This is a genomic window from Deltaproteobacteria bacterium (assembly GCA_018668695.1).
Taxonomy (GTDB): domain Bacteria; phylum Myxococcota; class XYA12-FULL-58-9; order XYA12-FULL-58-9; family JABJBS01; genus JABJBS01.
In genome coordinates this window covers 1-14,820 of the sequence record JABJBS010000377.1, presented here as the reverse complement: position 1 = coordinate 14,820, position 14,820 = coordinate 1, and the positions used below count along the sequence as shown (strand labels likewise).

The 14,820-nt window shown below is 50.4% G+C and carries 11 protein-coding genes and 1 tRNA gene; 7 read left to right on the top strand and 5 right to left on the bottom strand.

The window, feature by feature from the left end; genetic code table 11:
* Position 1 precedes the first annotated feature (1 nt).
* From HOK28_21900 to HOK28_21890, 3 genes are all read right to left on the bottom strand, one after another.
* On the bottom strand, positions 2-370 hold the full coding sequence (locus HOK28_21900) for a response regulator (protein ID MBT6435761.1): 369 nt from the start codon (positions 368-370) through the stop codon (positions 2-4).
* A 198-nt stretch (positions 371-568) separates the two neighbouring features.
* Positions 569-1,030 (bottom strand): phosphate ABC transporter substrate-binding protein, encoded by a 462-nt coding sequence (locus HOK28_21895; protein ID MBT6435760.1) that lies wholly within the window; start codon positions 1,028-1,030, stop codon positions 569-571.
* Positions 1,031-1,047: 17 nt separating this feature from the next.
* Positions 1,048-2,427 carry a hypothetical protein gene (locus tag HOK28_21890; protein ID MBT6435759.1) on the bottom strand — a complete coding sequence of 460 codons (1,380 nt, stop codon included), beginning with the start codon at positions 2,425-2,427 and terminating at the stop codon, positions 1,048-1,050.
* Positions 2,428-2,843: 416 nt separating this feature from the next.
* Between HOK28_21890 and HOK28_21885 the strand changes: the two genes are divergently transcribed.
* Both HOK28_21885 and HOK28_21880 read left to right on the top strand, forming a co-directional pair.
* A complete protein-coding gene (locus HOK28_21885; protein ID MBT6435758.1) occupies positions 2,844-4,415 on the top strand; it encodes a methyl-accepting chemotaxis protein in 1,572 nt (523 codons plus the stop codon).
* 170 nt (positions 4,416-4,585) lie between these two features.
* Positions 4,586-8,440 (top strand): hypothetical protein, encoded by a 3,855-nt coding sequence (locus HOK28_21880; GenBank protein MBT6435757.1) that lies wholly within the window; start codon positions 4,586-4,588, stop codon positions 8,438-8,440.
* A gap of 76 nt (positions 8,441-8,516) precedes the next feature.
* Here HOK28_21880 and ggt read toward each other — a convergent pair whose 3' ends face one another.
* Positions 8,517-10,262 carry a gamma-glutamyltransferase gene (ggt, locus tag HOK28_21875; GenBank protein MBT6435756.1) on the bottom strand — a complete coding sequence of 582 codons (1,746 nt, stop codon included), beginning with the start codon at positions 10,260-10,262 and terminating at the stop codon, positions 8,517-8,519.
* A 144-nt stretch (positions 10,263-10,406) separates the two neighbouring features.
* The gene (locus HOK28_21870; GenBank protein MBT6435755.1) at positions 10,407-11,093 is read right to left on the bottom strand and encodes a PilZ domain-containing protein; all 687 of its coding nucleotides are present in this window, start codon (positions 11,091-11,093) and stop codon (positions 10,407-10,409) included.
* Positions 11,094-11,368: 275 nt separating this feature from the next.
* Between HOK28_21870 and HOK28_21865 the strand changes: the two genes are divergently transcribed.
* The 5 genes from HOK28_21865 to HOK28_21845 form a co-directional block, all read left to right on the top strand.
* A tRNA-Gln gene (locus tag HOK28_21865) sits at positions 11,369-11,444 on the top strand.
* 40 nt (positions 11,445-11,484) lie between these two features.
* A complete protein-coding gene (locus tag HOK28_21860) occupies positions 11,485-12,438 on the top strand; it encodes a ribose-phosphate pyrophosphokinase (protein MBT6435754.1) in 954 nt (317 codons plus the stop codon).
* Between the two features lie 31 nt (positions 12,439-12,469).
* A complete protein-coding gene (locus HOK28_21855) occupies positions 12,470-13,060 on the top strand; it encodes a 50S ribosomal protein L25 (protein MBT6435753.1) in 591 nt (196 codons plus the stop codon).
* 28 nt (positions 13,061-13,088) lie between these two features.
* Positions 13,089-13,655, top strand: a complete 567-nt coding sequence (locus HOK28_21850) for an aminoacyl-tRNA hydrolase (GenBank protein MBT6435752.1) — start codon at positions 13,089-13,091, stop codon at positions 13,653-13,655.
* Between the two features lie 19 nt (positions 13,656-13,674).
* Positions 13,675-14,820 (top strand): sodium-translocating pyrophosphatase (locus tag HOK28_21845; GenBank protein ID MBT6435751.1); only part of this gene is annotated, 1,146 nt, incomplete at its 3' end.

Below are 14,820 nucleotides of genomic sequence, written 5' to 3'. Positions count from 1 at the left end.
TTTAAGATTCACCGATGATTAGGGAGATTTTTTCTTGAAAGATCTCAACGGTAAACGGCTTACCAATGGTAAAGAGGGCACCATTTTGCATGGCAAGCTCAATCATTTCATCGGTTTGTTCTGAAGTTACAAAGCCTATTTTGATTTCTGGATAATCGGCCCTAACGGCCTGCAAGAGTTCGAGCCCATTCATGTTGGGCATATTCCAATCAGAGAGAATCAGTTCGGGCTCAAACACCTGAATTTGTTCAATAGCCTCCAGCCCATCGCAAGCTTCGGCGTATTCGTGCTCGTCAAAGCCCGCGCGGTGCATCGTGCGCTCCACAAGCCGTCTCATCGGCTTGCTGTCATCCACAATCAGAATTTTCATAACCAGTTCTACCCCTGCCTTTAGATTATCCTCGCAGGCGGTATTTGATTACAAGGCCTAAGGCGGCCAAATCTTACATAAAGCGTGTGCAGTAATACGGTCAATTGTTGGGTTAGCTGTAGTCTGTTTCATCAAGCCAAAAAAAAGGGGACCGTGAGGCCCCCTTTTAATATTTTCAATGTGTAGATGATTATTACGTCAATCTACTTTGATTTCTTTGGCTCCATCTATGGCAGCGCCTTTGGCGACATACCCGATAGCTCCAGGGTTAGCGGCAACGAAGGCAGCTAAATCTGCCTCACTGGCAAATGCTTGAGGCATTTTACCTTTACCGGAGAAGACCATCTTTCGCCAAAAGTTCTGAAACTGTTTAGCCGTCTTGCCTGCGAACTTTTTCACAAACTTATCGTGAGCATCACCGCCTTCTAAGATAACAAGCATAACTTTGCTGCCGTCATCCCATTTCTTGGTTTTGCCCAAAAGGATTTTCTTCAAATCTTTCTTGGATATCGTATCAGACGGGTGATCCGCTTTTACGATGGCAATTGCGTCTGCTAGTGCAGTCCCGCTGAAGAGCGTGCAGCTCAACAACAGAGCGGGCACGAGCAGAGCCGATTTTAACTTATTCCACATCATTTTGTGGTGTTCCTTTCGGTTCATGTTCGTTTCCCGCCGCATCAGAATGTCAGAGTGGTCTTGGCACCAAACATGGTCCAATACCGCTCTAGCGATTCTTGTTCAGGGTTCATAGTTTCGTAGGCTCTGGCTGTACCATCAATGAAGTGTGCTTCAAGTTTGATGAGCCAGTAGTCGTTCACGTCGAAGCGCAATGAAACAGCAAGATCTTTTTGCCATGCATCGTGACGTGGTTGCAGTTGTTCTGGGTTATTTTGCAGGTCAGGCGCATAATCTCCGCAGTTTGAACCGTTCAAGCCGTCTCGGCAATCTGGGTCGTACTGAATGGATAAGTATGTAGCCATCTGCAGCCAATCGCTGAAGCGATAGGATGCCTGCACATAGAATGATTCTTGGTTTAGAAAGCTGTTAGGAACAGTCCCAGCTTCGTTGGCTGTGGACTTAAACTTTCCGAAGTACCGCGTATACTCTGCCGTGAAAACAAAGTTTTCGTAGGTGTATTCAAGTGAACCAACCCAGAAGAGTAGATACGGAACTTCCATGACAAGATTTCCGTCATAGTTATTATCGACAACCCCAATAAGCTTAAGCTCATCGACGAGGTTATCACTGGCCTTCAGGTCAACCGTCGCTTCATAGAAGGAGAAGGTTACCTTAAGTACAAGCGAGCCCCAATCGTAGTCTGTAAGCTCTTCAAATGGAGTGTTCCATTGAAGCGCCAAGCCTGCGTAGAGAGAGTTATCAATGTTCCGGTATTCAACGGCGTAAGTTTTGGTGTAGGAGTTGTACCCGTCGTTTTCGAAGAAAGCTTTCATCGAGCTTTCATCTCCATCAACCGGAGCTCCCATAACCGCACCAAGGCTTAATTGATAATCGAAGTTACCTAAGTACCAATCTTCAAGGTCAAGGTTACCGTAGGCTTGAACACCGTTGTAGTTAACCAAAAGGTCTCGAATACCAAGGAAGTAAACGGACTGCGGTAAAATAACCGTTGCCCGTGTTAAGTCCAAATCTTGATATTCTCCGAAGAGCCCGTACGGCTGCTTCACTCGACCCGCGCGGATGTTGAACCAATCTGTGATGTTATAATCAAGAAAGGCCCAGTCAATCGCTGGCATGAACTTACCAATGTCACCTAAGCTTCGCGCGTATAGTTGAATACCAAAACGCAAATCATCGGTAACTTGAGTACCAAAGTTCAAGCCAACTTCCGCAAACTCAAAGTCACCTTTGGTGCTTTGGTTAAGAAAGTTGTTGCCTGTGGACTTGAGGTAACCCTGACTGAAAAAGCCGTGGATGTCGACATCCTGAGCTTGTCCAGGACTGGCGCCCATCGTTACGATGAGAGCAGCCAAGGGACCCCAAAGACTGGCCCGGAAGCGTTTACGCCTCCGAAGCATGCATGTCCTTTTCTGGGTCATCGAGAGAATCCTCCCCGGTTAGGATCTTATTAGTTTACGATCTCGAATTGACACATCATTCAATAGCCAATCACCCCAAACCAAAAGTCAGCCTCGGCGTGATTTTTTTTTAAATGAAAGTGTCCCCCTACAAGACCGTCCCTGGAGAAGTCCCAAACTTCCCCATGGGACAATAAATATACTGATCTCAGGATGGTGACGCTAGAAATTTGTTAAATGAGTTTTGTGGGTATGCGGAATATATCTACTTACAGTTTCGGGGAGCCGATAAAACGGGTGCCGAAACGATCCAAAAATTCGACTTCTACGAAGATCCCGGCACAATGGGATCAGGCTGTTAGGACTTTGCACCCATTTTTGTGAGGTTAACTGAACTGACTGGCCTGTTTTTGATAACAGCTCGAAGGAGTGGTTCGGTGCGTATTACCACCAAAATATGGTTGAGCATTGGGGTCTTGTTTTTAGGATACCTTGTAAATACTGCCGTGAGTTATGGGCTTGGGCTTCGCAACGAGATGCGTATCGCCGATACCCGTGACGCTGTTTTTCCGGCGTTTCGGCTTGCCGAGGGTATAACAGTTACTTACGGCAAGGCTATCCGGGGCTACGAAGATGCTGTCATGGCTGGAGACGAGGACGCCTTGGCCGGTGGGGTCGAGTTTTCTGATGAGGTTCTCTCTCAGCTTAAAAAGATGGGTAAAGGCGGTGGATTGTCCCAGGCTCGCCAAAAGCTCGCTAAAGAAATTGTTATAAATATCAACGAGTTATCACCTCAGATCGAAGAGCAGATTGCTGCGCCTTTGGCCGACGTAGAAGACGTAGACTTGGAAGCGTTGGCCCCGGTCCGAGAAAATTGGACAGCGATCGCGGATAAATTACGCAAACTGGCCGATGGTCTCGCGAGTGATCTTGATTCAGAGCTTGAGAGTTTGGCTGACGCCTCAGCAAGCAGCCGCCAAGTCGGATTGTCCGTCTTTATTGTTATGGTTCTAGTCGCTTTTGGTATTTTGGTTCACGTGATGGGTAAATATGTCACGGGCCCGCTGCGCATGATGGTCTCGCGGGTTCGCGATATTGCAGAAGGCGAGGGTGATCTTACCAAGCGTATTCGTGTTGCTTCCAGTGATGAAGTGGGTGAATTGGCCAGCTGGATCAATGAGTTTGTGCAAAAGCTGCAGGTGATCATTTCCAGTGTAGGGGAAACGACTGAAACGCTTACGCACTCCGCACAAGAGATGGCCTCGAATGCGCTGCAAATGACCAACAGTGCAAAAGATGCATCTTCCAAAGCTTCAGATGTAGCAAGCTCCGCAAACCAGGTGAGCCAGGATGCTCAAACAGCGGCAAGCGGCGTGGACGAAATGAGCGCCAGCATTGATGAAATTGCTCTGAACGCTAACAAAGCAGCAAGTGTTGCCAGAGAAGCTGTGACCGTATCGATGAGTACCAACGAGACCGTTGCAAAGCTTGGTCGCAGCAGCGCAGACATTGGTAAGATCACGAAGGTGATTAACGCCATCGCTGAGCAAACGAATCTCTTGGCACTTAACGCAACCATTGAAGCGGCGCGGGCAGGTGACGCAGGTAAAGGTTTTGCTGTTGTTGCCACAGAAGTTAAAGATTTGGCCAAAGAAACAGCCAAGGCGACAAGTGAGATCAGCGGTAAGATTTTAGCAATTCAAGAAGAAGCCACGGCATCGGTTGAAGCGATCGCCGAAATTACGCAGATCATCGAGCAGATCAACGACTTACAAGTTGGGATTGCCGGCGCGGTTGAAGAACAAAGTGTCACGATGAGTCACATTCGACGCAGCGTGTCGGATGCTGCCGGTGGTTCTGGAGAGATTGCTCGGCACATTACTGCCGTTGCAACGACTACCGACGCTACCGCCGGTGGTGCTCGGCACACGGAAGAAGCTGCAGCTGATCTTTCAATGATGGCGGGCGAGCTTCAAGGACTGATCGGTCAATTTCGTTACGAGGACTGATTCCGTCCTCCAACTCCCCTAAAAAAGTGTCCCAAGAATATTGTATGATAATTGCTGTGACCTTTGATTGCGGCTATTCTTATCGTCACTTGGAGTGGTTGCGGGGGACAACTGTTTTTCTCGGGGGCTCCAAGGGCAACTAGATTGCATTAATATTCAGGGGGATTCTGATGCGCAAACTTGGCCTTGCGACTCTACTAACTTTCGCTTTTACGAGCACTGGCTGTTTCTTAATTAACGAATCGCCAACGGCGGAAGAGTTAAACCAGCAATACGGTAACGCTCCACCAGAGCGGCTCATAGCAAACTATGATCCACTGGCGGGTATTCTGCCTTACCCGTCGAATCTTGTGTTCAGCGGTACGGCCGACGGAACGATTAATATACCTGTCTCGAATCCAGATGATTACGGTGACCCGCAAGTGGTTCTAAATAGTTTGGACGGCTTCTCGACCATGCAACCGATGACGCTATCGTTTAGCGGTGTTGTTGATGAAAGCACCGTTATCGCAGGCGACAGCATCCGAGTGTTTGAAGTTGAACTCTTTAGCTTCTTTCTCTACGCAACCAAAGTTGTTCGCGAGTTGGACGCTCCTGATGCGCTTTTAGGTAAGGTTGGGGAGTATACAACTTCTGTCTTCACCGCAGTGAATGTAGGGCCAGATGGCGAAGAAGGTACTGCGGATGATTTTGTTTACGACGGTGTTTCCGTTAATCCCACAGCACCTCTTAAGCCTGAAACTGCTTACTTGGTTATGGTTACAAACGACATCCGGTCGCCAGACGGTAGCCGCGCGGTATATGACCTCATCTACGGCGTGAGCAAAAGCCAAACTCCTCTCCTCGATGAAAATGGTCATACCATCGTCGAACACGTCGAGGGTGCAGTAGGGTCGCTTGGCGATGAACAAGCAGCGGCATTAGAGCCACTTCGTCAAATCAACTCTTCTTTTGAGACAGCGATTCGTACGGCAACGGGCGTCCCGACCGAGAAGATGGTCATGACTTTCGGCTTTACCACGCAGTCCATCTCCACCATGCTCGAAGCCGTTGCAGCAAGCCTGCAGCCCGGAGATGTTCGAATTGGGCCAACCATCGATGCGACTGGTGCACGTGTGACAACTTCTCTGACGCTCGGTACAGGCGAAGGCGATGTCTTTATGGGAACCCTCGATGTTCCTTACTACATCAGCCCGAACAGCGAGCCATGTCACTTTGAGACAGAAGGAAATGATGGCACGGCAGCCTGCCCGGCTATTTCGGGTCGCTGGAGAGGTTACCAAGGAAACTTCCCGACGCGATTTTACTATCTAGGCGGTGGGTACGGACCTGAGCAACAAGGTACTGAGACGATCCCATTTTTCATGACTGTACCTAACGATACTTCTGGCTGTACGAAGCCTGCTGATGGCTGGCCCGTGAATATGTTTGTACACACGATGACTCAAGCACGTTGGAATATGTTTGCCATCTCCGACATCGTATCGAAGAAGTGCATCGCAGGATTTGCGATGGATTTACCGCTTCACGGTATCGATAAAATGTCGGCAAGCGCAGGCCAACCTGGTTGCGAGGGCGCTGTTGATGCCCTTTACGCTTTTTCGGCTGATGCACCGGCGAGCTATACAGCGAAGTCATGTACTTGCTCTGTAGATTCTGACGGCGACGCTGTTTACACAGCGGGTGGTGATACGGGTGACGAGCAAACCGGCTTGGGACTCTATCAGTTGATGCCATGGTTTAACGATGTACGTGACACCGTACGGGAGCGAACGCTCGGCGTAGATCGTACAGCGAACTTTCCAGTGGAAGGTGCCGAGAACGGGCCTGATGGAATTGCTGATGCAACGGGTTCACACTTTTTCAACCCGGCCGCGATGCTTTCGCTTCGAGATGGCATGCGTCAGTCTGTTGTCGATATTATGGTGGCGGCTAAATCCATCCCGACGATCACGGATACTTGGTCAGGTACTCTTTACGGCTTAGGTGTTCAATTATCGACTGTTCCTCTGATTCCTGACGGTTGTATGCCCGCAGGTAGTTCGATTCCGTCATGTGGACCTCTGATTACCACGGGTATCCCGGCTTTATTGATTTCAGATCAGGGAGGCTTGTTGGGCCCGAATGGCGGCACGGTTGAATCCATCGTTGGCGATTTAACTGCAGCCGGTGCTTCGGCGGGAGCAGTTATTGCAACCACTGAACTGAACCATGAAAACGCGGAAGTTCCGACCTCTGGTCTTCTTTACGATGCGATTAAGGCACTGACTATTTCCGGTCAGGTTTCGGAAGAGTACCTGAACAGCTGTGGACAAGTGAATGCTGCGACTATCAGCGCAAATGTTACGGCGACACTCAGTTTAATTTCGGGAGCGGGTGGTAACTTAAGCCCATCGGGTGCTTGGAGTCTTGGGATTCCAGGAGCCGTAGATCCCTACAGCGTACCAAACGTTACGGAAGAAGATGTTGCGGCGGCACTTGGCACTGCGACCACAGCGGATGAAGCGCTGCAGGCAGCATCGGATAATGCAGCAGCGGCAGTTGCTGCGGCCACTGCAGATATCAGCAACGGTGATTGGACAGGCTACGCGGCGTCCATCTTGGCCTCTGCTCAGGCTATGGGACCGCAGCTGGAAAATTATATCGCAACATTTGAGGGCGGCGCATACGTCCCCGATTTTCGACAAGGCGTGGGTTCGCTTGGCGGCGGCGTTGATGCTCTGGCAGCTTTGGGCGGAATCACCACAGTAGGTTGCGCTCCAGGCGAGGTTGCTTGTTTGGGCCCCAACACGGGTAATATTTCGGCAGGTACGCGGGACTCATTGTTGGCTACGTACATCACGGCTGCAACAGCCTATAACCAAGCCCAAGCGGTTATGGATTTAGGTGAAGCGGGCTGGGACGGTTTGATTGCGAACCTTGCCCTCCAGCTTCAAGACGTGGATACCGGTTCACAGACAGTGGCCGGTGCTTCTGCGGCAGTGGATACTGCTCTTGCCACCTATGCATCAACTGGGGCGGCCGCATCGGCCGCTATTGTGGACTTCCGCTTGGGTAGTTGTACAGACCCTGCGCTCTTGGCACCTTTGGGTGCCGCGGCAACAGCGGCCAGTGATTTAGTCACAGCAGTTGGTAATGCGGCAGGAAGTGTTGCTTTATTCGCGGCGGAAGTTGCCGATGCTGAAAACCCCGTTGACCCAGAGACAGTGATTGGTCCAGCTTATAGCCTATTGGCAGCTGCTCAAGGTGCCCTCGATTCACTCACGGCTCTTTCGGGAGCAACGGGTGATATCACTACGGCATTAACGGCTTGGAACGTTGGCGTGCCGATGTTTGATGCTTCACGCATCTCTGTCACAGGCCACGGTGTGGGCGCTGCACTCGGTTTTGTAGCAGCAACCATGGAGCCAGGGATTTCTCAGGTAGCGATGGCTGCTCCTTCGGGCGCGCTTGCTTACTCTTTCGAGTATTCTGATACAGTACGCCCACTCTTGGTGGACGGGCTGAAAGCAGCCGCTGGTTTAGACCCTGATACCCCACTCTGGGAATCATTCTTTGCTGTTCTTCAAACTGCTTTGGATCAAGTGGATCCAATCAACTTCACCGAGCACTTAGATGACCATCAAGCGCTCTTGATTGTTGAGATTGAAGACGATGACTTCTTCCCAGCCGAGGTTGCTAAGCGGCCGTTGGCGGGCAGCAGTGTCTTGGCTAAGCAGCTCGGGCTAGACCGTATTGCAACAAACCACGATCCCGACGGAGATAGTCCGGTTCGAGCTATTACACGCTTGAACACCGACGACAGCTGGGGCGTTCATGCAACGTTTCTTGCTCCGTACTTTGGCTGTGTAACCAATGCTTGCGGCGTGGCAGAGCTGGACCTCGCATGTAATGCGGCAAACGAAGAGCTTCGCCAAGAAGCTTGGAGTCAGATTACATCGTTTATCGCGAGCGAAGGTAAAAGCGTTGAGGTTAACACCATAGGAGGCGGCACAGGCAACCCATTGGTTGATGTCGTTCCGTAATTTCTGAGATTAAACAATTAAAGCCCACCTGGTCCTCGGACTGGGTGGGCTTTTTTTTGCTTCAAGGCTTAGGGCTTTATTCTGCGAGAGCGGTGCCTACTCCTCTGGGGTCGGCTGCGCCGTAGCGAATATTCGTTTTGGGATCGATGGTGATAATGGTTGCGTTGCTCCACCGACCTCCAAGCTTAAGGGTGTGACCTTTGGCTTCGAGTGCTTTGAGTGTTGCCTCTTCCAATGCGAAGTCTTCGACGAAGACCAAATCAGGAAGGTGCTGATGGTGAATACGCCCAATACTGATGGCCTCTTGTGCGTTAGCACCGTGATCGACCACGTGCATGATGGCCTGAGCAACAGTTGTTGGGATACGTGAGCCGCCGGGTGAGCCAATCACCATTTGAAGCGGGCTCGTGAGCGAGTCTTTTTGGAAAACAAATGTGGGCGACATGCTTGAGAGCGGGACCTTACCAGGCTCAACCGCGTTTGCATGGCTTCCCACGATTCCGTAAGCATTGGGCACCCCTGGAGCTGCCGCGAAATCATCCATTTCATCGTTCCAAATCATGCCTGTGCCTTTGGCAACGATGCACGAGCCCCAGCTGTAATTCACGGTTGTGGTCATACCCACAGCATTCCCGTCTTTATCCACCACGCTTAAATGGGTGGTATCCATCCCGGCCGAGTGACTTGCCCCTTGTGTACGTGGCACATCGATAGGCAATGCGCTGCCTTGAGCAGGGGCGATGCTTGTAGCTGGAGTGGCGGTGGGTTCAATGGCTTCTAGTAAAAGAGGACCGCGGTCTTTAGCGATGAGATGTGGAATGAGTCCGGGAAGGTATGAAAGGTAGTGAGGGTCGCCCAGGAGAGCGCGGTCTGCGAACACTCGCTTACTGGCTTCGATATAAAGGTGAAGGCTGTCCACGCTGCGGTACGACTTACTCACCGACCTTTGCTCCATCACATTAAGCAGGCTCAAAATAATTTGGCCGCCAGACGATGGAGGCGGAGACGAAACCAATGCATGCCCCCGGTAAGAGCCAACTAAAGGTTCACGGTATCTAATTTTAAAAGTTTCTAAGTCTTGTTTTGAGACGATACCCCCACGGGCTTTCATATCTGCTGCCAGCGCGTCGGCAAGACTGCCCTTATAAAAAGCAGACGCTCCGTCTTTTGAAATTAAGGAAAGCGTTTGAGCAAGCTCGGGCTGTTTGACAACATGGCCAATGGCTGGCGCTTGGTATTCGCCGTTTTTATCTTTGACCAAAAAGATACGGCTGATTTCTGGGTCTTTGCGAAGCTGGGTTAAACGTTTCTTTGCATAGTTTTGGTAGCGCGTGGTTACGGCGAAACCATCGAGGGCATATTCGATGGCGCGTTTGAGAACATCCTGACGACTTAGTTTTCCGTATTGCTCCTGGAGCTCAAGATAGCCGGCAACAGCGCCGGGCACCGCAACGGATAGGATACCGTCCCGCGAGAGTTTGGTGTCTGCTTTACCGTCTCGAATATACATGTCTCGCGTGGCTTGTTTGGGCGCTACTTCGCGAAAATCCAAGAAGCGGATGTCGTTGTTGTTTTTAAGCAGTGCAAATCCGCCCCCACCAATGCCTGATGAGTAGGGCTCAACGACTGCGAGAACAAAGGCCACTGCTGCTGCCGCATCTGCTGCATTGCCGCCGCCGCGTAAGATCTCAACACCAGCTTGGGTCGCCATCGGGTGAGCGCTGACGACCATTCCGGCGTGACCCGCACTGGGCGCGGCCAAGCTAAGCGAAGCTATGAAATGACTGATGGTTACAATGAGTACGAAGACAGATTTTTTCATGGTCAAGCTCCCGGGGGCATTCATGTGCCTGCAACCCATTAATGCAAGCACCGATACTCATCAAGCATGGTCTAGGCCGGAAGTTAACGTTCTTTGATTTGAAATTTACATAGCCGGTGAGAGGCTAACTCGGAAGCTTCGTCTCTAACGCAGTTCACGGCCTTTATGATCCAAGTGGTCAATGTAGCGAAAAAGGGTCATTCGCTCCGGCCCGCGTACCTGTTCAAACATGGCTCGAGCGATGGTTCCACCGCCAGAGGTTGGTTCTGCGTCGAGAATTCTGCATCGAAGCCTCAATTCCTGTGTGGGGAGGCTGAGTTTTACGAAAAGTGACTGATTGACGACGGCCGGATGGATTGTGCGGATCAACATACCTTCTCGTGAGAGATTCCGAGTCTTGCCAATGAGTACCCCGTCAGCACGGTGAACCTCGATGCTGGCCTCGAATCGAGGATGAACCCGGGTCTGAACACCGCATCTTCTGGCCACAATTCGAAATATCTCTGACCGTTTGGCCGGTTGTGCCACAAATTCAACAACATTTTCCTTCTTGAGCTTTTCGATGGTCGGGATGGAGAGCTCTCGGTAGGTACCAATGGCCACGCAGCGTCGCACTTTCTTCCGAATCGTCGCGGCAACCTCGGTAATTGAGGGCGATTGAAGCTCTAAGGAGAGAATAACAATCTGTGGTTTATAGCGTTTGATCGCCTTGATGGTGTCGTCACCGGTGGTCGTAACGATGGTGTGCTCGGTTAATCTGCCACAATCTGCCGCAATTCTGTTGGCGACCTCAGGCACAGGATCGGCCACTACCATGTAGGAAATAGACATGACGACACTATTACATAAGCAGGTGGTGTTGGTCGAGGCCGCCCTAATTTCCCCTCGGTTGATCGGCATCCGGTAAAATTTGCCCTAACTACTTCGAAACACCGGCTTTTCTCGATTCCAATTTCGTTGACAGCTTTCGAAGTTGTTGTTAAATGCGCGCAGCGAGTAGCGCAAGAGGCATTCCCGTCTCCGATAGATTTCGAGATGCAAATCTTAGGAATCTGTTTAGCGCAACTCTAAGGTCCTGATTTCATTATGAATTCAGGTAGGTTTGGTGGGGTATCGCCAAGTTGGTAAGGCACCGGTTTTTGGTATCGGCATTCCTAGGTTCGAGTCCTAGTACCCCAACCATTCTTTTTTACCTATCTCGGAGATCGAGGATCAACACGCCATGGCCAATGAGCAGAGCATCAAGGTTTTTGCAGGTACGTCTAATCCGGACCTAGCCCGCAAGATCTCTGAACTACTGGATGTCCCGCTTGGGGCGATGCGTTCGATGCGTTTTTCCGACGGGGAAATGTACGTTGAAGTTGGAGAAAACGTCCGAAATTCAGACGTTTACATCGTTCAATCGACTTGTACACCAGCCAACGAAAACCTCATGGAGCTCTTGATTACGATCGATGCTCTGAAGCGAGCCTCTGCAAAAACCATCTGCGCAGTCATTCCTTACTATGGGTATGCCCGCCAAGATCGCAAAGTTGCACCGCGAACACCGATCACATCAAAATTGGTTGCCGATCTTCTTTCTGCGGCAGGTGCTTCACGGGTTTTGTCGGTTGATTTACACGCCGGCCAGATTCAAGGCTTTTTTGATATTCCATTCGATCACCTATTCGCTAAGCCAGTTTTACTCGGTCACATGCGAGAGGAATTCGAGAATCTCGATGAAGCGGTCATTGTTTCCCCAGATGCTGGTGGTGTTGAGCGTGCTCGCTCCTATGCCAAGGTTCTCGGAATGGGCCTTGCGATCATCGATAAACGTCGTCCAAAGGCCAATATCGCAAAAATTATGAACATTGTCGGTGAAGTAGAAGGTCTCGATGCCATCTTACTCGACGACATGGTGGATACTGCCGGTACACTTACCGAAGCATCTCGCGCCTTAAAAGATAAGGGTGCCCGCCGAGTTCTAGCATATTCGACACACCCCGTTCTCAGTGGTCCAGCGATTGAGCGCTTGGTTGATTCACCCATTGAAAAGTTAATTGTAACCGACACGATTCCGCTTAGTGAAGAAGCGAAAGCGTGCGGAAAAATCGAAGTTCTGTCTATTGCCCCGCTGTTGGCTAAAGCTTTGCGGCGCATTCATTTAGGAGAGTCTGTCAGTTCTCTCTTTGTTTAAGGGCAGGAATTGATTGCAGAGGAGTGACGTTATGTCCGAAATTCTTGATACATTTAAAGCAACCTCACGTGAGCCAGCCGGCAAAAGCGGAGCACGAAAGTTACGTCTAGCTGGTCAAGCTCCAGCAATCGCCTATGGCAAGGGACGTGAGCCCGTTTATTTCAGCATTGATCCAAAGGAATTTGCAAAGTCTCGACTGCATTACGGTCTGAGTCACTTGTATTTCATCGATATTGAAGGCGGCGAAAAAATTCCTGCACTGATCCAAGACGTTCAGGTAGATGCATTTCGCAACAAGCTACTTCATGTAGATTTTTGGAGCGTAGACGTAAATGCACCTGTCAGCCTTTCAGTACCTCTTGAGTTCACAGGACGTCCTCAAGGTGTTGTAAAGGGCGGTACATTCCGCGGTCTTCGCCGAGCAGTGATGCTTACGGGCTTGCCAGGCAAGATTCCTGATTCACTCACTATCGAGACAAGCCATTTGGACCTAAGCGAGTCAATTTGCTTGGAAAACTTGGACCTACCTGAAGGTGTTACGCCAACAGCTGATGACAACCATGCGGTTGCAATGGTTGTTGCTCCTAAGGCAGGCCGAGTTAAAGCCGAAGAAGACAAGTAAGATCCCTACCTCTTAAACAGGTCACACCATGTTCCTAGTCGTTGGTCTCGGTAACCCGGGAAAAAAATATGACGGGACAAAGCACAACGTTGGCTTTGATGTGGTGGATCTGTTGGCAAATCGACACCGGTACCCAGTTTATAAAGCTTGGAAAAAAGGTGAGATTGCCAAAGGGAGAATCGCAGGAGAAGAGGTTCTTCTCAGTAAGCCGCAAACGTTTATGAACTTAAGCGGCGACTCAGTAGGACCTCAGTTGCGATTCTATAAAGAGGAGCCGTCGAGTTTGATCGTTATACACGACGAACTCGACTTCGACCCAGGTACGGTGAAGATCAAGACAAGTGGTGGCCATGGTGGTCATAACGGGTTGAGATCAATCATTGATCACCTTGGAAGAGATTTTCATCGGGTTCGGCTTGGTATAGGAAAGCCCCCGAAGGTTGAAAGAGGTGCAGATCATGTTCTGGCCCCTTTCGACAAGAAAACTCGGCAACTCATTGACGAATCAATCGAGGATGCGGCAAGTGCCGTGGAGTTGATTATCGAACATGGTGTGAAAGAAGCCATGAGTCGATTCAACGGAAGTTCGAAATAAACAACTGGAGGAGACCAACGTGTCTTTAGCTCAACAGCTCTTCTTTTTTACACCTGTTGCAGGTGTTATCGCCCTGATTTTCGCATTGGTGAAGTCTAACTGGGTTAACAAGCATGATGTCGGTACAGACAAAATGCGTGAAATCTCTGGCCACATTCGTGACGGCGCAATGGCGTTCTTGAATCGCGAATACCGCATCTTGGCCGTTTTTGCTCTCGTGGTAGCCGTATTGCTAGGTGTAGCAAACAACGGAAGCGCAAGCTCTCACTGGTTGGTAGCTGTAGCGTTTATTCTAGGCGCAATTTGCTCTGCACTCGCAGGCTACTTCGGTATGCGCATTGCAACTTCAGCGAATGTTCGTACTACCAACGCAGCGCGCACCGGTCTTTCTGAGGCACTCGGCGTAGCATTCTCTGGCGGAACCGTCATGGGCATGAGCGTTGTTGGTCTCGGTGTTTGCGGCGTAGCAGGTTTGACCCTTCTTTTGAGTGAAACAACTGTAGGCGGCATCAGCGGCGATTGGCAGCGAATTGTTGCTGTCGTAAGCGGCTTCTCAATGGGCGCTTCGTCTATCGCACTCTTCGCACGCGTAGGCGGCGGAATCTTTACCAAGGCAGCTGATGTTGGCGCCGACCTTGTTGGTAAAGTTGAAGCAGGTATTCCTGAAGATGATCCACGTAACCCAGCAGTTATCGCTGATAACGTTGGTGACAACGTAGGTGATGTTGCAGGAATGGGTGCTGACCTTTTCGAATCCTATGTTGGCTCGATCATTGCGGCTATGGCACTTGCGGCCGCTGCATGGGCAAGCCTCCAGGGCACAGGCGTAGAGGGCGATGCCTTAAACGCACAACGCGCTGCAATTTTCTTCCCGCTCGTTGTCGCAGCGGTTGGAATTTTGGTTTCCGTTATCGGTACTTTCTTTGTGAAGGTAAAAGAAGGCGGTAACCCACAGCACGCTCTCGATATGGGAATGTACATTTCATCTACTCTGATGATTATCGCAACTTGGTTCCTCACTCAGCAGCTTCTGCCTACTGGTGTGGTTGAGTTCGCCGCTTCTGGTATAGTGGAATACACTGCAACTGGAATCTTCTCAGCGATTGTCGCTGGTTTGGTAGCAGGTGTACTTATCGGTAAAATCACTGAGTACTACACATCTGAC